Genomic DNA, 18,881 nt, shown 5'->3' with positions numbered 1-18,881 from the left:
CCTTCCGTCACCGGCTAGCGGAGCGCCTCCTGCATCATCCAGAGCCAGCTCGTGCCGTTGCCGGTCCGTGCGTCGCCGCCGGCCGGGACGACCGGCGACTGCACTGACAACGAGGCAGGGCTCCCGGAGGTCACGGCCGGGTTGCCGAGAGTGACCGGAGTGGGGCCGAACGCCATCGGGTAGCTCAGACCGCCGCCGTTCTGCCCCGAACGGGACGGTTTGGGCGCGTTCTGCGCGCCTCGCACGTTGACGCCGGAGCCGCGCGAGGCTGCGCAGTGCGCGTCGAGGTTGACCGGCGGAAGGCCCGAAGTCCGGTGCGGGTCGACCTTCTGGGTGCCTTCGTAGCCCGCCTCGCAGGCCTTCGGGTCGTCGACGTTGAGCACGAGGCCGAAGTGCGCGGTGCCGTCGCCGGGCACGACCGTGAAGCCGCCGTTGACGACGTCGGGGTAGGTCACGAGCAGCTGCTCGATCCCGTCGAGGCGCGCCGTGGTCACGTTGCCGATGGTGATGAAGTTGGCGATGAGCGCCGCGAGGCTCTGCTTGTTCTCGGCGATGAGCGCGTCGAGCTCCTTGGTGGCGACGGCACCCCGGTCGAGCACGACGCGGAGGTCGGGGTCGGCCTGACGCAGGGCGTCAGCCACGTCGGCGAAGCCGGAGACGCTGGTGCGGATGTCCTTGCCGGACCGCACCTGGGTGTCGAGCACGATGCGGCCGTCGTCGATGAGCTTGGTCGTCTGGGGCAGGGCCTCTGAGGCTGCCGTGGTCAGGGCGTTGCCCGAGTCGATGAGGCGTTGCAGGTCGGCGCCGCCGCCCTTGAAGGCGTCGGCGAGCTCGTCGACGGTCGTGACGAGGGCATCGCGCGGCACGGAGGCGACGGTGTTGTCGACGTGCTGGAGCAGCTGGTCGATGCGGATCGGGAACGCCGTCCGATCGCGCGGGATCACGTCGCCCGCGGCGAGGAAGGGAGCGCGAGAGGTGCGCGGCTGGAGGTCGAGGTACTGCTCCCCCACGGCGGACCGGTTCTCGACGACGGCCTTGGCGTCCTTCGGCACCTCGGTGCCGCGGTCGAGGCGCGCGTCGACGACGACGCCGTCGCCCGAGAGCCGCATCCCCTCGACCTTGCCGACCGTGACGCCGCGGTAGGTGACCTCGGCGCCGACGAAGATGCCGCCCGACTGTGCCAGGTCGGCGGAGACGACATAGCTGCCGCCGGCGATCTTGTCGGTCAGCCCGACGTAGTTCGCCGACAGGATGGCGACGAGGGCCACCGACAGGAGGGCGAACGCGGCGAGCTGGAGCCGGACGGTGCGCGTGATCATCGGGAGCCTCCCGTGGGGAAGAGGGCGGACCACGACGCTGTGTCGGCTGAGGAGCCACCCGCCCGGGGAGCCCCGAGGAGGCCGCCCGGCAGTGTCGTCGGTATGCCGGAGGGAACGCCGGGGACGGACGGCAGCGGGATGCTCGGGCGAGGGACCGACGGCAGCGGGACTCCTGGCACGCTCGGCAAGGTCGGCAGGCCCGGCAGACCTGGCCCGCTCGGGAGCTTGCCCACACCGAGGTTGCCCGCGAGCGTGTCGAGGTTGGTGTCGAGGGTGGCCCAGAGGTTGGTGTAGTCGCCCTTGATGGTGTTCTGGGCGTTGTTGGGGAAGGGGTAGGTCAGCAGCAGCTGGAAGCTCTTCGGCAGGTCGTCGCCGGCCTTGTTGAGCTGGCGCAGGATCGGGCTGACGGCGCGGAGGTTCGCCTCGAGGTCGGCCCGCGACCCGCGGATGACGCGGGTGCCGACCTCGCCGAGGTCGCGCAGGGCGGTCAGCATCGCCGTCAGCTGTCGGCGCTGGTCGGCGAGGATCTTGAGCCCCTTGGGCAGCTCGTCGAGGGCCTTGGCGATCTTGTCCGAGTTCTTCGCGAGGGTGCCGGAGAGCCGGTCGATGCTGTCGATGGCGCGCACGATCTCGCCCTTCTGGGCGTCGAGCCCACCGACGAAGGTGTTCAGCTGGCCGACGAGGTCCTTGACGTCTCCGGTGCGGCCGCGCAGTGCGTTGTTCAGCTCGACCTCGATGGTCTTCAGCTGGGCCACGCCGCCGCCGTTGAGCAGCAGCGACATCGCGCCGAGGACCTCCTCGACCTCGGGGTTGCGACTCGTGCGGGACAGCGGGATGCGGTCGCCCTGGCCGAGCCTGCCCTGCGGCTTCGCGTCGGTGGGTGCGGCGAGCGCGACGTACTTCTCACCCAGGAGCGAGGTCTGCTTGAGCTCGGCCGTGGCGTTGTCGGGCAGCACGACGTTGCCGGGCAGGCGGAGCCGGACCGTCGCGGTCCAGCCGGTGACCTGGATGTCCTCGACGGAGCCGACGGTCACCTGGTTGACCTTCACCGACGACTGCGGCACGAGGTCGAGCACGTCGGCGAACTCCGCGGTGACCGTGTAGGAGTTGTCGCCGGTGCCGGCGCCGCCCGGGAGGGGCAGGTCGTAGGCGCTGCAGCCACCGAGGGCCAGAGAGCCGAGCACGACGGCGGCGAGCGCGGCACGAGAACGGTTGCGGGCGGCATACGTCATCGGGAACCTCCGAGCAGTCCGCCGAGGGTCGGATCGGCACCACGCAGGTTGACGAGCCCACCCGGTTGCGGACTGCCTTGCAGCGCAGAGCCGTTCGGCAGCGAGGGGAGCTGGGGCAGCTTGGGCAGCACGGCCTTCTTGAGCGAGTCGCACAGGCGTGTGTTGCCGGCGTTGGTCGGCCCGGTGAGGATCGAGCAGACGAGGAGCAGGGGATCGTCCAGGCCCTTCGCGTTGTTGCGCGTGTCGAGTGTGCCCGTCTCGGGGTGGTAGGCGTTCTGGAGGTTCGAGAGCGCCACGGGGGCATTCTCGAGCACCTGGGCGAGCGCCTGGCGGTTCTTCGCGAAGGCGCCGGTGACGGTGACCGCGCGGTCGAGGTTGCTCTTGAGCAGCGTCCGGTTGTCAGCGACGAAGCCGGACACCTCGTCGACAGCGACCCCGAGGCTGCTCAGCGTCGACTTGAGGTTCTCGCGCTCCTCACCCAGCTGGACCGCCACGGTCGCCAGGTCGGAGTTGAGACGGCGTACCTGCGCGTTGTTCGAGGCCAGCATCGAGGTGAAGGACTGGAGGTTCTTCACCGTGCCGAAGAGGTCGTCCCGGCTGCCCGAGAGCGTCGACAGTGCCGTGGACAGGTCGTGCACCGTCGAGTTCAGCTTGTCGCCGTTGCCGTCGAGGTTGGCGGCCGACGTCTGGAGCAGCTGGTTGAGCGCACCGTCCTTGTTGGCGCCGTCGGGCCCGAGCGCGACCATGAGGTCGTCGAGGCTCTGCGACACCCGGTCGAGCTCCACAGGAACTGCCGTGCGCGACAGCGGGATCCGCGTTCCGGGCGCGAGCGCCGGTCCCGCCTCGTAGACGGGGAGCAGCTGCACGTAGCGGTCGGAGACCAGTGACGGCGCCACGATCGCGGCCTTGGCCGAGGCCGGCACGCGGTACTTCTCGTCGTAGCTGAAGGTGACGTGCACGTGGTCGCCCTCGGGTGCCACCGCCTCGACCTGGCCGACCTTGACCCCGAGGATCCGCACGTCGGAACCGGGGTAGAGCCCGACGGCGCGGGTGAAGTCGGCGCTGACCGTCGTCTGCTGCTGCCGCGGCCAGAAGAGGAACGCGGCCGCGACCAGGGCGACGACGACGAGGCCGGTCACGACCTTTCCGAGCGCGGTCGCGGGACCGTGGAGCCGACCGAACGGCATCCGGCTGCTGGTCTGTGCGGCCATCAGCGAGCACCTCCTGAGGTGCCGGGCAGGAGCAGTCCGGGCAGCTGCGTGCCCGGCAGTGCCAGACCGGGCGTGCCGACGGGCACGACGAGGTTGGACACCCACGTGTCGAACCAGCGGCCGCTACCGAGGGTGTTGGCGTAGACGCGGGTGAAGGGGGCCATGGCGCGGATCGTCTTCTGGAGGTCGGTGTCGTGCTTCTGCAGCAGGGCGAGGGTCTTGTCGAGCTCGGCGAGCGCCGGCTTCAGCTGGGCCCGGTTGTCACGAGCCAGACCGGTCAGCTGCGTGGCGAGCGCCGACGTGTTGCGGAACAGGGTGCGGATGTCGTCGCGGCGCTTGACGAGCTCGACCATGAGCAGGTCGGCGTCCTTGATGAGCGTGCCGACCTGCTGGTTGCGGCTGCGCACCAGCCCGGACACGCTGTTGGCGCGCTGGAGCAGCGAGCCGAGCTCGGCATCGCGGCTGGCGACGGTGCGCGACAGGCGCGAGAGCCCGTCGAGTGTGGACCGGACGTACTGCGGGCTGTCCTTGAACTCGGTGGCGATGACCGAGAGCGACTTCGCCAGCTGGCCGGTGTCGATCCGCTCGGTCGTGGTGGTGAGGTCCTGGAAGGCGTTGATGACGTCGTAGGAGCTGACCGTGCGCGAGACCGGGATCTGGCTGTCCGCGTCGAGCTGGCCGGCGCCCTCGGGGTCGAGCGCGACGTACTTCTCGCCGAGGATCGTCTTCATCCGGATGGAGGCGCCCGTGCGGGTGCCGAACGAGGCGTCCTCGGTGATCGTGAAGTCGACGCGCACGTGACCGTCCTCGAGGTCGACGCCGGTCACCTTGCCGACCTTGACGCCCGCGATGCGCACGTCGTCGTCGGGTCGGATGCCGCCCGCCTCGGTGAAGGCGGCACTGTAGGACGTGCCACCCCCGATGAACGGCAGGCTCGAGGCGTTGAACGCGAGGAACAGCAGCAGCCCGAGGATCACCAGACCGGCAGCGCCGATCGGCACGGGGTTGCGCTCGCGGAAGGGCGTGCTCATGAGTTGCACCTCGCGGACGCGACGTCGTAGGTGGGCGAAACACCGGGCAGCAGCGGGCTCTTGGTGTCGAACCGGCAGAGGTAGAAGTTGAACCACGAGCCGTAGGTGGCGGTGCGTGTCAGGGTCGTGATGCGAGTGGTGGCGTTCGAGATGAAATCCTCGAACTCCTTGACGTTCGCAGGCTTGTTGAGCGTCGTGGCGAGGGTGCGCAGCTGGGCGACGTCGTCCTTGATGAACGGGCGCGTCGACACGAGAAGGTCGGCCGTCTCGGCGGACAGCGTGTTGATGCCCGAGAGGGAGCGCCCGATCGTCTCGCGGTCGGCCGCGAGACCGCTCGTGAAGCGCTGCAGCTGGTCGATGAGCGAGAGCAGCTGCTGGTCGTGGGCGTCGACGGTGCCGAGCACGGCGTTGAGGTTGTCGATCGTGCGGCCGATCACGGCGTCGCGGTCGGCGAGGGTGGACGTCAGGCTCGCGGTCTTGGCCAGCAGGCTGTTCACGTCTCCGCCCTCGCCCTGGAGGGTCTGGATGAGCAGGCCCGAGAGCTCGTTGACGTCGCTCGGCGAGAGCGCGGCGAAGAGCGGCTTGAAGCCGTTGAACAGGACGGTGAGGTCGAGCGCCGGGTGGGTGCGGGCGAGTGGGATCGTCGCGCCGTCCGGGAGCGCGGCCGGGGTGCCGGCGCCCTGCGTGAGCGCCAGGTAGCGCTGCCCGACGAGGTTGCGGTACTTCACCGTCACCTCCGTGCCCTGGGTGAGCACCGAGCTCTTGAGCACCGAGAACTCGATCGCGGCGGTGGCGTGGTCGGAGCCCGCTCCCGGTGCGACCCGGACGTCGGACACCTCCCCGACGCGCACGCCGGCGATGCGGACGTCCTGCCCGGCGATGACGCCCGTGGCGTCGCTGACGAGAGCCGTGTAGGTCGCCTTCGACCCGAGCTGGATGTTGGCGATGGTCAGCGCGAGGATGCTCGTCGCGAACAGCGTGACCGCCGCGAAGACGATGAGCTTGATGAGGGAACCCTTGACCTTCATCGGGTGCTCACCACCGTTCCACGCATCATCGGCCCGGCGAGCAGGGTGCGTATGCCGTCAGCGCCGTCGCTCCCCTGCTGCCCGTCGCGGGCGAAGAGGGCACCGACGACGCGCTGCTCGTCGGCCGTGCCGGCCGACCCCGAGTCGGCGGCCGCGTCACCCAGCAGCGCCTGCGGCACGCCCGAGAACGGTTGGGCGTTGCTCGCCGGCCTCGTGCCGTCGTCGAAGTGGTTGCCGGCGAACGGGTTCGACTGCGACCCGTCGGGCGAGGGCAGGCCGTAGCAGTGCGGCCCGCGCTTGTCGTCCCAGCGCGGCTCCTCGCCCGGCTTGTAGGCCTGGCGGGGCGGCACGACCTCGAGCGTGATGTGGAACGTCCCGCCCGAGAACGCCTGGTTGGCCCGCGGCAGCCAGTTGACCATGCCGCTGGCGACGCACGGGTAGATCGGGGAGTACTCGGCGAGCACGGCGAGCGTCGGGCGGCTCACCTGGCCGACCTGGATGATGCGGTCACCGTTGTCGCGCAGGAAGCCGGCGGCCTCGTTGGCGAAGCCGGCCGTGCCGACGAGGAAGGCCGCGAGCTGCTGGTCCTTCTCGACGATGGTGCGGTTGGTGACCCGAAGCGACTCGGTGAGGCGGAAGAAGTCGGGCGCGACGCCGTTGTAGAGGTCTGCGGTGTCGGCGAGCAGGGAGATGTCCTTCTGGATCGTCGGCATGCTGGGGTTGAGCGCCTTGAGGTAGCGGTCGACCAGCACGAAGTTGCGCCCGATCTGGTCGCCGCGACCGTCGAGCGTCGTCGACAGGGCGTTGAGGGTCGTGGCCAGCTTGGCCGGCTGCACCGTGCGCAGCAGCGGGTAGAGGTTGTCGAGGACCGTCTCGAGCTCGATCGCGACCGTGCTGCGGTCCTGCGGGATGACGTCGCCGGCCCGGATCGAGCGCTGGCTCGGCCCCGCCGTGACGAGGTCGACGTAGCGCTCGCCGAAGAGCGTCTTGGGCAGCAGGCGAGCCGTGACGTTGGCGGGGATCTTCGCGACGTCCTCGGGCTGCAGCGCGAGCTCCAGGCGGGCACCGGTGGGCGTCGCCTCGACGGTGCGCACCTCGCCCACGAGCAGGCCGCGCAGCTTGACGTCGGAGCTCTCCTGCAGCTGGCTGCCGAGCCGGTTGGTCTCGAGCGTGACCATGACGACGGGCGTGAAGCGCTTCTGGAACGAGGCGATCGAGAGCCCGAGAAGGAGCGTAAGCACCACGAGGAAGATGATGCCGTATGCCTTCTGCCCCAAGCGCTTTCGCGTGTGCTGGGTGATCGGGCCCGGAGTCGCGTCGGTGCTGACGTCGTCTGCGGCTGTGCTCTTCGCGGGGCTCATCCGGCGATCCGGACACTCGTGGTCGCGCCCCAGATCGCGAGCGACAGGAAGAAGTCGACGATGTTGATGGCGACGATCGAGGTGCGCACGGCCGTGCCGACGGCCACGCCCACGCCCGCGGGGCCGCCCGACGCGGTGTAGCCGTAGTAGCAGTGGATGAGGATGATGACGACCGCGAACACCATGACCTTGGCGAACGACCAGAAGACGTCGCCCGGTGGCAGGAACAGGTGGAAGTAGTGGTCGTAGGTGCCCTCCGACTGCCCGAAGTACGCCGTCGAGATGAACCGGGTCGCGGCATACGAGCTGAGGAGCCCCAGCACGTAGAGCGGGATGACGGCGACGAAGCCAGCGATCATCCGGGTGGTGACGAGGAACGGCAGAGACGGGATGCCCATGACCTCGAGCGCGTCGACCTCCTCGGAGATGCGCATCGCGCCGAGCTGTGCGGTGAAGCCGCAGCCGACGGTGGCAGCGAGTGCGAGGCCGGCGACGAGCGGGGCGATCTCGCGGGTGTTGAGGTAGGCGGAGAAGAAGCCGGTGAACGCGCCGGTGCCGAGCTGGTCGAGCGAGGAGTAGCCCTGCAGGCCCACCTCGGTGCCGGTGAAGAAGGCGAGGAAGGCGATGACGCCGACCGTGCCGCCGATGACCGACAGCGCGCCGGTGCCGAGCGAGACCTCGGCGAGGAGGCGCACGACCTCCTTCTTGTAGCGGCGCAGGGTGCGTCCGCTCCACGCGAGGGATCGCACGTAGAAGCGCATCTGCTCGCCGAGCGAGTCGAGCGCGCGGGAGGGCCCGCCGGCCAGGTGGAGCAGGCGCTCCGCGCTCTGGGGTCGGGTCTTGGTCTTGGTCTGGGTCTGGGTCTTGGTCTTGGTCTTGGTCGCCATGGTCGGTTCTCAGATCTTCTGGGGGACGACCTGGAAGTACACGGCCGTGATGACGAAGTTGACGACGAAGAGCAGCATGAAGGTGATGACGACGCTCTGGTTGACGGCGTCGCCGACGCCCTTCGGGCCACCCCCGGCGTTGAGTCCCTTGTAGGCCGCGACCACTGCGGCTATCGCCCCGAAGATGAGGGCCTTGATCTCGGCGGTCCAGAGGTCGGGCAGCTGGGCGAGGGCGGTGAAGCTCGCGATGTACGCGCCGGGCGTGCCGCCCTGGACGATGACGTTGAAGACGTATCCACCGACGACGCCGACGACCGACACGAGTCCGTTGAGCAGCACCGCGACGAGCATCGAGGCGAGCACGCGGGGCACGACGAGGCGCTGGATCGGGCTGATGCCGAGCACCTCCATGGCGTCGATCTCCTCGCGGATCTTGCGGGAACCGATGTCGGCGCAGATCGCCGAGCCGCCGGCGCCCGCGATGAGCAGCGCCGTGACGATCGGGCTCGCCTCACGCAGGACCGCGAGCACGCTCGCCGCTCCGGTGTAGGACTGGGCCCCGAGCTGGCGGGTCAGCGTGCCGAGCTGGAGCGCGATGACCGCGCCGAAGGGGATGGACACGAGGGCCGTCGGCAGGATCGTGACGCTCGCGATGAACCAGGCCTGCTGGATGAACTCCTTGACCTGGAACGGCCGTTTCGGCAGGGCTCGGAAGACGTCGAGCGTGAGCGCGAACAGGGAGCCGGACTGGCGCAGTGCGCCGGTGAGGGGTGCGGCCATGTCAGCTCACCTCGCCGACGAGCTCGGGTGACTCCGCCGCGGCCGCGGGCTGGACGGCCGTCGGCGCGGCCGGCGACTCGTAGCGGACCCCGGGGACGCCCGCCTTGTCCGAGAGGAACGAGCCGGGCGCGGGGGTCACGCCGTTGGCGCGGCACCACTCCCCCGCCGGGCGCTCTGCACGGCGCGGCGAACCGTCGCTCGTGCGCAGCTGGAGGGCGATGGGCGGCAGCGGGGGGAGCTCCTGGCCCTCCTCGGCCGCCAGCTCGTCGGCGTCCTTCTCCTCGGACATGCCGATCGGTCCCACGGTCTGGGCGTTGAGGAACTGGCGCACGACCGGTTCCTCCGAGCTCAGCAGCATCTCGCGCGGGCCGAACATCGCCAGGTGCTTGTGGTAGAGCAGCCCGATGTTGTCGGGCACGGTGCGGGCGGTGTTGATGTCGTGCGTGACGATGAGGAAGGTCGCGTCGATCTGGGCGTTGAGGTCGATGAAGAGCTGGTTGATGTAGGAGGTGCGCACCGGGTCGAGGCCCGAGTCGGGCTCGTCGATGAGGAGGATCTCGGGATCGAGCACCAGCGCGCGGGCCAGTCCGGCGCGCTTGCGCATGCCGCCGGAGATCTCACCCGGCAGCTTGCTCTCGGCGCCCGAGAGACCGACGAGCTCCATCTTCTCGCTGACGATGCGCCTGATCTCGGCCTCGGTCTTCTTCGTGTGCTCGCGCAGGGGGAAGGCGACGTTGTCGTAGAGGGTCATCGACCCGAAGAGCGCACCGTCCTGGAAGAGGACACCGAACAGCTTGCGCACCTCGTAGAGGTCGGACTCCCTCAGCCGCGTGAGGTCGCGGCCGTTGATGACGATCGAGCCGGCGTCGGGCTTGAGCAGCCCGACGAGCGTCTTGAGGAAGACCGACTTGCCCGTGCCGGAGGGGCCGAGCATGACCGAGATCTCACCTGCGGGAAGCGTGAGGGTCACGTCCCGCCAGATCGTCTGCGACCCGAACGTCTTGGTCAGCCCTGTGACCGCGATCTCCACACCCATGTGGCATCCACCTGCATCTCTCTCACCGTCTCGACTCGGCTACGGGGGAAACGAGGGGCCCGGACGGAAGTTACGCGCGAGTTCGGTTTGCCCGGTGTGGCCGGGCGGCGGTGGTTACCCTGTGTGCACCGTGATGGAGGAGGGGTGCATGCGAGCGAAGCTGCGTGAGTCGCAGGTCGGGCCAGGTGCCGTGCTCGAGGTCGAGGGCACGCGCCACCGTGTCGTGGGCAGCCTGCGCTTCGACCTCGACGGCATGGCCTGGGGCGAGCACTGCATCACCGCCTCGGGGCCTCGCGAATGGGTCTCGTTGCGGCCGCGCGGGGCCGCGTCGATCATCCACTGGCGCTCGCGTCACGACCTGTTCGGCGAGCCCGACCACGCCGGGACGACGCTCGACGGTCGCGACTGGACGTTGCTCGAGGCCGGCTCGCTGACCTACACGGCCAAGGGCGACACGGGCACCGGCAGCAGCGGCACGTGCGAGTTCGTGGAGTTCACCCATGCCGGCGAGCTGCTCGTCTTCGAGAGCTTCGACGGCGCCGTGTGGGAGATCAGCGTCGGCCGGCTCGTCGACCCGGCCCAGGTGCGCGGCTACCACGAGGTCGCCCGCGCCTGACGCTCAGTGGGTGGCGGTGACCTCGTGGCTGACGCTGTCGCCGTCGACGCGCACGGTGAACGACGCGACTCCGGCGTCGCCCTGGCCGCCGGCCGCGCCGAGGCGCGCGAGCACATCGGCCAGCCGGGCGAACGTCTCCGGCGTCGGCACCGGCGCCTGGCCGTCGGCGTTGCCCGACAGGCCGGTGAGCCGGTGGGCCGCGTCGACGGTCAGCGCCGCCGTCATGCGCTGGACGGGCACGCCACGCTGGGCCTCGATCCCCTGGCGCAGCACTGCGGCGACCTCGTCGAGCACCCCTGCCACGGCGCCGGCGTCGACCCCTCCCCCATTCGCAGGGGAGCCTTCCTCCCCGCCGGTCGCGTCGGCGGCCGTATGCGGCTGGGCTGGGTCGGCGGCATACGCGGCCGTCGTGCCGGGCGTGGCGTCAGCCGGGCCTTCCGCTGCCGTGTCAGCCGGGGTGTCGGCGGGGTTGTCTGCGCCGGGTCGGGGCGTGTGCCCCTCGCTCAGGAAGCCGATGGCGGCGAACTCGATCTTGCCGAAGTCGACCTCCGCGTCGCGCGCGAGCGAGTTGTCGATGACGTAGGCGAGGTTGACGGCGAGGTCCTTCATGCCAGGGTGAAGCTGCTGGCCGACGAAGCGGGCACACAGGAGCAGCGCGTGCACCCGGACCATCGGGCGGCCCTTGCGGTCCTCGACCCGCTGCTCCGCCTCGACCCGACCGAGGTCGAAACCGTCGGCGGGGTAGAAGTGCACCGGCCGCTCGAGCACGAAGAGCGAGTAGTCGGGCCGGTCGGATCCGGGCATGAGCCGGTAGAGCTCACCGTTCAGGGGGAGCTGCCACTCGAGCTCGGGCGGCGCCGTGTCGAAGTGCGTGACGGAGACGAGCGGGCCGTAGCGCCCGGACGGCGTCGGCGTGGGCGTGCCCGAGGGCGCGTCGGCGACGGGCAGGGGCGCAACGAGCTGGGGCGCGACGGGGACGGGCGGTCCAGACTGGGGCGCCGACGCGTCCGGGTTCGCTGGCGGGTTGCCCGGCGCGGACGCCGGGGTGTCATCGCCGGAGCCGAAGGTGCGCGACAGCCATCCCATGCGGGCAAACCTACCCGGACGTCCACCGGAATCCGTGGGGCGCCGGTGCAGCACATCCGGGGTGTCGATGCGTCGAGGTGTCGAGGTGCCGGTACAAGGGCCGGCACCCCCAGCGAGAGGCAGTCCGTGGAGGCATCGTTCGAGGAGTTCGTCCGCAGCCGCGGTCCGGCGCTGCTGCGTTACGCGCACCTCGCTCGGGAGGCCGTAGAGGTTCTCGTGGTGGGCTGTCGGCACCACGAGAACGGCGCCCGGGTTCGCCGGCCACCACTTCGGGCCGATTCGCGCGAAGACGAGGCCTTCACTGGCGACGATGTCGTCGGCGGCGCTGTCGGCGTTCGTGATCCCGGCCAGCAGGTTGCAGAAGGGGCAGGACCAGCCGGCCGGTTCGTGGCGCACGCGCATCGGCCCACCCTGCCCGAGCGCGCGACACCCAGCGGCCCGTGGTTACGGTGGGTCGGTGACGACAGTGAGCAAGGACGCTCCGGACCGCCCGGCCCTGGGTGACCTCGCAGACACCCTGGCGACCGGCGCCCTGCTGACCGAGCCCGACAGCCTGGCGGCCTACCGCTTCGACTACACCGCTGACGCCGGCGCAGGTATGCCGCTCGCCGTGGTCCGGGCGGAGACCGCGAAGGACGTGCAGGCCACGGTGCGCTGGGCCGGGGCTCACGGCATACCTGTCGTGCCTCGTGGCGCCGGCAGCGGACTGTCCGGTGGCGCCAACGCGATCGACGGTTGCATCGTGCTGAGCCTCGAGCGGATGCGGGCGCTCGAGATCGACCCCGCGACGCGCACCGCCGTCGTCGAGGCCGGCGCCCTCAACGCAGAGGTGAAGCGAGCCGCGGCGCAGTACGGCCTCTGGTATCCACCCGACCCGTCGTCCTACGAGATCTGCTCGATCGGCGGCAACGTCGCCACCAATGCCGGCGGCCTGTGCTGCGTGAAGTACGGCGTGACCACGGACTACGTGCTCGGCCTCGACGTCGTGCTCGCCGACGGCACGCTCGTGCACCTGGGCGGCCAGCGGGTCAAGGACACCGCCGGCCTCTCGCTCGTCAAGCTCTTCGTCGGCAGCGAGGGCACGCTGGGCATCGTGACTCGCGCGACGCTGCGGCTCGTGCCGGCCCAGGCTCCTCCGGCGACGCTGGTCGCCACCTTCGACGACGTCGAGGCGGCCGCCCGCGTGGTCGTCGCCATCGGGGCGAGCATGCGCGCGTCGATGATGGAGCTCATGGACCAGGCCTCCATCAACGCCGTCGAGGACCATCGCAGCATGGGGCTCGACCGCACGGCCGGCGCGATGCTGCTCGCGCAGTCCGACGCCCCGGGTGCTGCGCGCGGCGAGGAGATCGCCGAGATGGAGCGCATCTGCACGGCCGGCGGCGCCCGCGAGTGCTTCTCGACGACCGACTCCGACGAGGGAGCGATGTTCGTCGCCGCCCGGCGGTCGGCGATCGTCGCCATCGAGCGCCGCGGCGCCATCATGCTCGAGGACGTCGGGGTGCCCGTGCCGCGGCTGCCCGAGCTGCTCACTGGCATCGCGGCCATCGCGGCACGGCGTGAGGTCGAGATCCCGGTCGTGGCGCACGCCGGCGACGGCAACACGCACCCGATCGTCGTGCACCCACCCGGCGATGCCGACGCGAAGGAGCGTGCGGCACAGGCGTTCTCGGAGGTGATGAGCCTCGCGATCAGCCTCGGCGGCACCATTACCGGCGAGCACGGGGTCGGTCGCCTCAAGCGCGCTGCCCTCCCCGAGCAACTGGGCCCCGATGTCATGGCCCTCACCCACCGCATCAAGAACGCCCTCGACCCGCAGGGCATCCTCAACCCCGGAGCAGCCTTCTGATGACGACCACGCCCCCGACCACCGCGTCCCGTCCCGTCGCCGAGCGTCACCTCTTCGGGCCGGGCCCCTGCAACCCCTACCCCGAGGCGACGCTCGCTCTGGCCGCGCCCCTGCTCGGGCACCTCGACCCCGACTTCCTGGCGATCATGGACGAGACGTGCGACCTGCTCCGCTACGTGTGGGGCACCGGCAACCGGCGTACGCTGCCGCTCTCGGCGACGGGGTCGGCCGGCATGGAAGCCGCCTTCGTCAACACCGTCTCCCCCGGCGACGTCGTCGTGGTCGCCGTCAACGGGCTCTTCGGCGAGCGCATGGTCGACGTGGCGGGACGCCACGGCGCCGAGGTGGTCCGGGTCGACCACGAGTGGGGCACGCCCGTCGATGCCGAGCGCGTGGCCGCCGCCCACCCGTCACCGAAGATCATCGCGGCCGTCCATGCCGAGACCTCGACCGGTGTCCGCTCCGACATCGCCGCGCTCGGCGCAGTCAAGGGTGATGCCCTGCTGCTCGTCGACGCCGTGACGAGCATCGGCGGCATCGAGCTGCGCGCCGACGAGTGGGGCATCGACATCGGCTACGCCGGCACGCAGAAGTGCCTCGGCGTCGCCCCCGGCCTCGCGCCGTTCACCATCAGCGACCACGCCTTCGCGCGGCGCGTGGAGAAGCCGTCGTCGTGGTACCTCGACCTCGGCCTGCTGGGCGGCTACGTCGGCGAGGCCTCAGGCGCCGGCAAGCGCACCTACCACCACACCGCACCGACGGCGATGGTCGCGAGCCTGCACGCCGGACTTCGTCGCATCGCCGACGAGGGACTCGAAAAGGTCTGGGACCGCCACGCCGAGGCCGGACGACTCCTGCAGGACGGCCTGCAGGAAATGGGGCTCGAGCTCTTTGCGTCCGAGGGCTGGCGCCTGCCCGAGCTGACGACGGTGCGCGTGCCAGACGGGGTCGACTCGGCGGCCGTGCGGGGCTACCTGCTCGAGCGGCACGACATCGAGATCGGCGCGGGCGTCGGTGAGTTCGCCTCGACGGTCTGGCGCATCGGCCTGATGGGCCACAACGCCCGCCGCGACCGCGTCGCCCTCGTGCTCGCGGCCCTGAAGGACGCCCTGACCCACGCCGCCTGAGTCGGAGCCCTCCGTCGGAGGAGGTATGCGGTCGCGCCAGGACGCGACGAATCGCCTCGACCCACAGTGCCCACAGAGGGCGCGGGGCGTGGCGGTGGGAGCGGCATCGGCGGCGGCCATGCGGCATACGCAAGGAGCGGGTGGGCTGGAACGGCCACCGACGCTCCACGCCGCGACCGCCGTCACGCCCCGCGTCCGTCGGGAACTGAGCACTCGACGGGGAGGGGCCGTCGGGAACTGAGCACTCGACGGGGAGGGGCCGTCGGGAAGTGAGCACTCGACGGGGAGGGACCGTCGGGAAGTGAGCACTCGACGGGGAGGGGCCGTCGGGAAGTGAGCACTCGACCGGGCACGGTGGGCAAACGAAAAGGCGGGCCCGACCGTGTGGTCGGACCCGCCTTCGCGGTGAAGCAGTGATCCCGGCAGAGCCGGGTCAGATCACTTGAGCTCGACGGACGCGCCGGCGCCCTCGAGCTGCTCCTTGGCCTTCTCGGCCGCAGCCTTGTCGACACCCTCGAGAACGGGCTTGGGGGCGCCGTCCACGAGGTCCTTGGCCTCCTTGAGACCGAGGCTCGTGAGCGCGCGGACCTCCTTGATGACCTGGATCTTCTTCTCGCCGGCGGCGGTGAGAACGACGTCGAACGAGTCCTTCTCCTCCTCCTCGACGGCGGCAGCGCCGCCACCGGCAGCCGCGGGAGCGGCGGCAACGGGGGCAGCAGCGGTGACCTCGAAGGTCTCCTCGAACTGCTTCACGAACTCAGAGAGCTCGATGAGGGTCATCTCCTTGAAAGCGTCAAGGAGCTCGACGGTGCTGAGCTTCGCCATGGTGGCTTCCTTCCTAGATATTGCCGTGAGTGGCGTGTTGTTGAATCGAGCTGGAGCGCAGGAGCGCAATCAGCTCTCGTCGCCACCCTCGGCGACGTCGGTGGTTGCCTCGGCGGCCGGAGCCTCCGTGGCGGGAGCCTCGTCGGCGGCAGCCGGCGTGGCGGGACCCTGCGCCTCGACCTTCTGGCGCAGGGCGTCGACCACGCGGGCCGTCTGCGACAGAGGTGCGACGAAGAGGTAGGCGGCCTTGGTGAGGGAGCCCTTCATGGCCCCCGCAAGCTTGGCCAGGAGAACCTCGCGGGACTCGAGGTCCGCGAGCTTCGTGATCTCCTCGGGGGACAAGGCCTTGCCGTCGAGGACGCCGGCCTTGATCACGAGGAGGGGGTGTGCCTTGGCGAAGTCACGCAGACCCTTGGCCGCTTCGACCGGGTCACCGGTGACGAAGGCGATGGCCGACGGGCCCTGGAGGTGGCCGTCGAAGGCCGAGATCCCGGCCTCCTGCGCGGCGCGCTCCGTGAGCGTGTTCTTGACCACGGCGTAGGTGGCGTGCTCTCGGATCGAGTTGCGCAGCTCGGTGAGCTGCTTCACGGTCAGGCCGCGGTACTCGGTGAGAACGGCCGCACCGGACTCACGGAACTTGTCCGCGATCTCGGCAATGGCTGCGCTCTTCTCGGCGTTCGCCATCTGGGCCTCCTTCCCTTGCGTGGTGCCGCCGGTGAAGGGGCCCGTAGGGCCTGCACGAGAAGAGCCCCGGCGCAGGGCGCTCGGGGCTCGAGGCGGCATACTCGACGTATGCCGTGAGGCTGAGTGTCCTGCGCTGGCTGCCCGCATCGTGCGGGACCTTCGAGAGATCGTGGTTGCCCACGCCTCCAACCGGCGGTCATTGGTCGTTGACCAGAGTACGGGGTGCGCCCCCCACGACCAAATCGGCATGGCCCTGGCCCGCTCTCCCGCGCGTCCCGGGTGCGCTCCCTGCCTAGGGCGGGTAGGTGACCTAGCGTGAGCCACATGGCGCGAGGCAGCGTGGAACGCCGGCCCACCCCGGCTCAACGGCAGGCCATCCGCCGTCGACGCACGTGGGCCGGTCTGGTCGTCGTGCTCTGCATCGCCGGCGACGTGTGGTCGGTGAGCGGCGCGGGAGCCCGCGAGCCCGTGCCGGAGGCGGGGCTGCTCCGCATCGACCGGTTGTCGTTCGCGGCGGGTACGGCGCCCTCCATCGCCGTCGACCAGGTCGAGCGTGTGCCCGACTCACAGGTCGGCTCCCCCGTCGGAGGCTCCGCCGCCGGCGAGACACCAGGCACTGCAGCCCAGGGCGACGCCGGTGCCACGGCCGGGGGCGCCACCCTCAACGACGGCAAGGACGCCAAGGGCAACGTCATCGAGTCCGGCACCGGACGCTTCACGGTCGTCGCGATGCCCGCCAAGGCTCTTCGCCCCACCCCGGCCAGCGGCCGCACAGTGCGCTACACCGTCGAGCTCGAGGGCGGGCTGGACGTGTCCGGCGAACAGCTGGCCACCGTCGTCGGCACCGTGCTCACCGACCCCCGCGGCTGGCAGACCAAGGACGACGTCCGGTTCGTCAACGTGGCGCCGGCCGCTGCGGCGAGGGGTGCAGGCATCGACCTGCGCATCACCCTCGCGAGCCCGAACACCACCGACAAGCTGTGCGCCCCGCTCGAGACCCGAGGTGAGGTGAGCTGCCACAACTCCGGGCGGGTCGTGCTCAACCTGCGACGCTGGGTGCTGGGCGCCGAGGCCTACGGCACCGACATCGCCGCCTACCGCACCTACCTCGTCAACCACGAGGTGGGCCACGGCATCGGCCACGCCCACGCGTACTGTGGCGGCCCGGGCAAGGTGGCGCCCGTCATGATGCAGCAGACCTACGGCCTCAAGGGCTGCACAGCGTGGCCGTGGCCCACGACCAAGCCCGCCTGACTGCCTTCCTGACCTGTCACCGCACCGTCCCGGGGCGAGCACGCGGCCGAGCGGGCAGGCTCGTCGCGACGATGGTCACGACCAGCCTGCCCTGCCCCGTCTCGGCGGATCTCAGAGCAATGAGGTCACGGACGATCCGACACGCACCACGGAACCCGTCGGGAGACTGCCCCGGACGCGGTCGGTCACGATCTCGAGCATGACCACCTCGATGGACTTCGAGGTGCGCACCACCTTGTGCAGCGTGACCTTGCCTACGCCGGGGACGGTCAGCACGGTGTTGGGCGGGACCGACGACGAGATGGCCGGGACGCCCGGGATGCGCAGCCCCACGAACCTGGACGCGTCGGCGTAAACGGGAGCGCCGCCGGGGCCGGCCTGCCGCGCCGAGGTCTCGGCGACGATCGACTCAGCGCTGATCAGGCCGCCGAGCACCCGCGGGGCCGTGATCGTGTTCCGCGCCCAGGAGCTGCGCACGGTCGAGGTCAGCTTGGAGAGAACGTCGGTGGAGGTCGTGCCGGTCGAGACCAACGTGGGGACGGTGGCTGTCGCGAGGGTCGCCTGACCCGAACCGCCGGTGCACGGCACGCCGGCCAGGGCGGTGCGGCTCGATGACGCAGCGCCGTCGGGGTAGCTCGCGGACGTCGCAAAGCCGAACCCACCGACGAGCCCGCTCACGGGACCCGTCAGCGTCGCGCGGGACACGCCGACGTCCATGCGTGAGCCGATGGGAAGACCGAGCGCGTTCGACCCTGTGACGACGACCCGCAGGGCCGTGGTGGCGACCCGCAGCTCATTGCCGACGACCGACCTGGACTGCTGGTTGAGGTAGACCGTCGCGAAGGCCGCCCAGCCCGACGAACGCAGGGTGATGGCCGAATTCGGGGCGGGGACGCTGTTGACCGACCGGCCGCCGACCTTGAGCCCGACGAGCTGGGATGTGTTCGAGCCAGTGAGAGCCCCGGCGGTGCTGCGTGAGGCGGCACTCGTCGAGGTCACGTTGTCGGCGTGGACGAGCCCCTTGAGGAGGTTCACCCCCGAGGTCGTCGACGACGCCCGGCTCGAGTGACCGGTCGGGCTCTGCGTCGTCGTCGCGCTGGTGCGGGTGGCGCCGACCCAACCGGCAGGAACATCGCCAGCCGCGGCGGATCCGGCGGTGGACCTCCCGAACACCGTGGTGCAGCTGATCCCGGCGTATGCCGTCGGGCCGGAACGGACGACGCCCCCGACCACGACGTAGCTGCCGTAGGCGGAGGCGCTGGCCCCGAGCAGCGGCGTGGCCGCAGTCGCCGGAGCGGCAGTGAGAGGCGCGGCCATCCCCGAGATGGCCGCACCGACGAGGATCGCCGTGAGTTTCCTGTTCATTGTCGAGCTCCCTGTCATCGATGCCCTGCCATCGATCCCCTGACCGATGTGCACAGAAAACGAGGGTCCGCACCAGTGTGTTATGCGACACATCGACTATTTGCGTGATATGCGCACTCCGCACGTCGCACCGATCCCGCAGCCGGACTCACACCGAAGGAGGCCGTCCCCGGTGGGAACGGTCTCCTTT

Annotated in this window: 17 protein-coding genes; 4 read left to right on the top strand and 13 right to left on the bottom strand. The window is 70.5% G+C overall.

From position 1 onward, the window contains the following. Positions 1–14 precede the first annotated feature (14 nt). Genes AC1DE0_RS01620 through AC1DE0_RS01580 form a run of 9 tightly spaced genes read right to left on the bottom strand, consistent with a single transcriptional unit; the run spans position 15 to position 9,885 of the window. The gene (locus AC1DE0_RS01620) at positions 15–1,319 is read right to left on the bottom strand and encodes an MCE family protein (RefSeq protein ID WP_478096457.1); all 1,305 of its coding nucleotides are present in this window, start codon (positions 1,317–1,319) and stop codon (positions 15–17) included. Then, positions 1,316–2,551 (bottom strand): MCE family protein, encoded by a 1,236-nt coding sequence (locus AC1DE0_RS01615; RefSeq protein ID WP_478096455.1) that lies wholly within the window; start codon positions 2,549–2,551, stop codon positions 1,316–1,318. The genes AC1DE0_RS01620 and AC1DE0_RS01615 overlap by 4 nt, the downstream gene beginning before the upstream one ends. Next, complete coding sequence (locus AC1DE0_RS01610; protein WP_478096453.1) at positions 2,548–3,762, bottom strand: MCE family protein; 1,215 nt, start codon at positions 3,760–3,762, stop codon at positions 2,548–2,550. Before AC1DE0_RS01610 ends, AC1DE0_RS01615 begins: the two co-directional genes overlap by 4 nt. Further along, positions 3,762–4,793 carry an MCE family protein gene (locus AC1DE0_RS01605; protein ID WP_478096451.1) on the bottom strand — a complete coding sequence of 344 codons (1,032 nt, stop codon included), beginning with the start codon at positions 4,791–4,793 and terminating at the stop codon, positions 3,762–3,764. The genes AC1DE0_RS01610 and AC1DE0_RS01605 overlap by 1 nt, the downstream gene beginning before the upstream one ends. Beyond that, entirely contained in the window at positions 4,790–5,821 is a 1,032-nt protein-coding gene (locus AC1DE0_RS01600) for an MCE family protein (protein WP_478096449.1), read from the bottom strand. The genes AC1DE0_RS01605 and AC1DE0_RS01600 overlap by 4 nt, the downstream gene beginning before the upstream one ends. Continuing rightward, entirely contained in the window at positions 5,818–7,182 is a 1,365-nt protein-coding gene (locus AC1DE0_RS01595; RefSeq protein WP_478096447.1) for an MCE family protein, read from the bottom strand. The genes AC1DE0_RS01600 and AC1DE0_RS01595 overlap by 4 nt, the downstream gene beginning before the upstream one ends. Continuing rightward, positions 7,179–8,069 carry an MlaE family ABC transporter permease gene (locus AC1DE0_RS01590; protein WP_478096445.1) on the bottom strand — a complete coding sequence of 297 codons (891 nt, stop codon included), beginning with the start codon at positions 8,067–8,069 and terminating at the stop codon, positions 7,179–7,181. The genes AC1DE0_RS01595 and AC1DE0_RS01590 overlap by 4 nt, the downstream gene beginning before the upstream one ends. 9 nt (positions 8,070–8,078) lie before the next feature. Beyond that, on the bottom strand, positions 8,079–8,849 hold the full coding sequence (locus tag AC1DE0_RS01585) for an MlaE family ABC transporter permease (RefSeq protein ID WP_478096442.1): 771 nt from the start codon (positions 8,847–8,849) through the stop codon (positions 8,079–8,081). 1 nt (position 8,850) lies between these two features. Continuing rightward, positions 8,851–9,885 carry an ABC transporter ATP-binding protein gene (locus tag AC1DE0_RS01580; protein WP_478096440.1) on the bottom strand — a complete coding sequence of 345 codons (1,035 nt, stop codon included), beginning with the start codon at positions 9,883–9,885 and terminating at the stop codon, positions 8,851–8,853. Positions 9,886–10,033: 148 nt separating this feature from the next. Here AC1DE0_RS01580 and AC1DE0_RS01575 point away from each other — a divergent pair, with 148 nt between their 5' ends. After that, positions 10,034–10,501, top strand: coding sequence for a DUF4178 domain-containing protein (locus tag AC1DE0_RS01575; RefSeq protein ID WP_478096438.1), 468 nt, complete (start codon positions 10,034–10,036; stop codon positions 10,499–10,501). 3 nt (positions 10,502–10,504) lie between these two features. Here the strand turns inward: AC1DE0_RS01575 and AC1DE0_RS01570 are convergent, their stop codons facing one another. Beyond that, positions 10,505–11,989, bottom strand: a complete 1,485-nt coding sequence (locus tag AC1DE0_RS01570) for a hypothetical protein (RefSeq protein ID WP_478096436.1) — start codon at positions 11,987–11,989, stop codon at positions 10,505–10,507. Positions 11,990–12,053: 64 nt separating this feature from the next. On the opposite strand from AC1DE0_RS01570, the gene AC1DE0_RS01565 reads away from it, so the two are divergent. Continuing rightward, positions 12,054–13,436: an FAD-binding oxidoreductase gene (locus tag AC1DE0_RS01565; protein WP_478097733.1), complete on the top strand. Its 1,383-nt coding sequence runs from the start codon at positions 12,054–12,056 to the stop codon at positions 13,434–13,436. After that, on the top strand, positions 13,436–14,563 hold the full coding sequence (locus AC1DE0_RS01560; protein WP_478096434.1) for a pyridoxal-phosphate-dependent aminotransferase family protein: 1,128 nt from the start codon (positions 13,436–13,438) through the stop codon (positions 14,561–14,563). The genes AC1DE0_RS01565 and AC1DE0_RS01560 overlap by 1 nt, the downstream gene beginning before the upstream one ends. Positions 14,564–15,001: 438 nt before the next feature. On the opposite strand, the gene rplL is transcribed toward AC1DE0_RS01560, so the two are convergent. After that, positions 15,002–15,388, bottom strand: a complete 387-nt coding sequence (gene rplL, locus AC1DE0_RS01555; RefSeq protein ID WP_478096432.1) for a 50S ribosomal protein L7/L12 — start codon at positions 15,386–15,388, stop codon at positions 15,002–15,004. Between the two features lie 69 nt (positions 15,389–15,457). Then, positions 15,458–16,072, bottom strand: a complete 615-nt coding sequence (gene rplJ, locus AC1DE0_RS01550; protein WP_478096430.1) for a 50S ribosomal protein L10 — start codon at positions 16,070–16,072, stop codon at positions 15,458–15,460. A 324-nt stretch (positions 16,073–16,396) separates the two neighbouring features. Between rplJ and AC1DE0_RS01545 the strand changes: the two genes are divergently transcribed. Next, positions 16,397–17,326 (top strand): DUF3152 domain-containing protein, encoded by a 930-nt coding sequence (locus AC1DE0_RS01545; protein ID WP_478096428.1) that lies wholly within the window; start codon positions 16,397–16,399, stop codon positions 17,324–17,326. A gap of 111 nt (positions 17,327–17,437) precedes the next feature. Here the strand turns inward: AC1DE0_RS01545 and AC1DE0_RS01540 are convergent, their stop codons facing one another. Then, positions 17,438–18,691: a choice-of-anchor P family protein gene (locus tag AC1DE0_RS01540; protein WP_478096426.1), complete on the bottom strand. Its 1,254-nt coding sequence runs from the start codon at positions 18,689–18,691 to the stop codon at positions 17,438–17,440. Between the last annotated feature and the right edge of the window lie 190 nt (positions 18,692–18,881).

Source organism: Terrabacter sp. 05T424, from assembly GCF_056396225.1.
This window is presented reverse-complemented; position numbering and strand designations above follow the sequence as displayed.

Excerpts from the sequence above, each read along its gene's own strand:
- AC1DE0_RS01570 (WP_478096436.1), bottom strand. The coding sequence starts at position 11,989 with ATGCGCGTGCGCCACGAACCGGCCGGCTGGTCCTGCCCCTTCTGCAAC.
- AC1DE0_RS01585 (WP_478096442.1), bottom strand. The coding sequence starts at position 8,849 with ATGGCCGCACCCCTCACCGGCGCACTGCGCCAGTCCGGCTCCCTGTTC.
- AC1DE0_RS01620 (WP_478096457.1), bottom strand. The coding sequence starts at position 1,319 with ATGATCACGCGCACCGTCCGGCTCCAGCTCGCCGCGTTCGCCCTCCTG.
- AC1DE0_RS01605 (WP_478096451.1), bottom strand. The coding sequence starts at position 4,793 with ATGAGCACGCCCTTCCGCGAGCGCAACCCCGTGCCGATCGGCGCTGCC.
- AC1DE0_RS01560 (WP_478096434.1), top strand. The coding sequence starts at position 13,436 with ATGACGACCACGCCCCCGACCACCGCGTCCCGTCCCGTCGCCGAGCGT.
- AC1DE0_RS01615 (WP_478096455.1), bottom strand. The coding sequence starts at position 2,551 with ATGACGTATGCCGCCCGCAACCGTTCTCGTGCCGCGCTCGCCGCCGTC.
- AC1DE0_RS01575 (WP_478096438.1), top strand. The coding sequence starts at position 10,034 with ATGCGAGCGAAGCTGCGTGAGTCGCAGGTCGGGCCAGGTGCCGTGCTC.
- AC1DE0_RS01610 (WP_478096453.1), bottom strand. The coding sequence starts at position 3,762 with ATGGCCGCACAGACCAGCAGCCGGATGCCGTTCGGTCGGCTCCACGGT.
- AC1DE0_RS01600 (WP_478096449.1), bottom strand. The coding sequence starts at position 5,821 with ATGAAGGTCAAGGGTTCCCTCATCAAGCTCATCGTCTTCGCGGCGGTC.
- AC1DE0_RS01545 (WP_478096428.1), top strand. The coding sequence starts at position 16,397 with ATGGCGCGAGGCAGCGTGGAACGCCGGCCCACCCCGGCTCAACGGCAG.
- rplL (WP_478096432.1), bottom strand. The coding sequence starts at position 15,388 with ATGGCGAAGCTCAGCACCGTCGAGCTCCTTGACGCTTTCAAGGAGATG.
- AC1DE0_RS01590 (WP_478096445.1), bottom strand. The coding sequence starts at position 8,069 with ATGGCGACCAAGACCAAGACCAAGACCCAGACCCAGACCAAGACCAAG.
- AC1DE0_RS01580 (WP_478096440.1), bottom strand. The coding sequence starts at position 9,885 with ATGGGTGTGGAGATCGCGGTCACAGGGCTGACCAAGACGTTCGGGTCG.
- rplJ (WP_478096430.1), bottom strand. The coding sequence starts at position 16,072 with ATGGCGAACGCCGAGAAGAGCGCAGCCATTGCCGAGATCGCGGACAAG.
- AC1DE0_RS01595 (WP_478096447.1), bottom strand. The coding sequence starts at position 7,182 with ATGAGCCCCGCGAAGAGCACAGCCGCAGACGACGTCAGCACCGACGCG.
- AC1DE0_RS01540 (WP_478096426.1), bottom strand. The coding sequence starts at position 18,691 with ATGAACAGGAAACTCACGGCGATCCTCGTCGGTGCGGCCATCTCGGGG.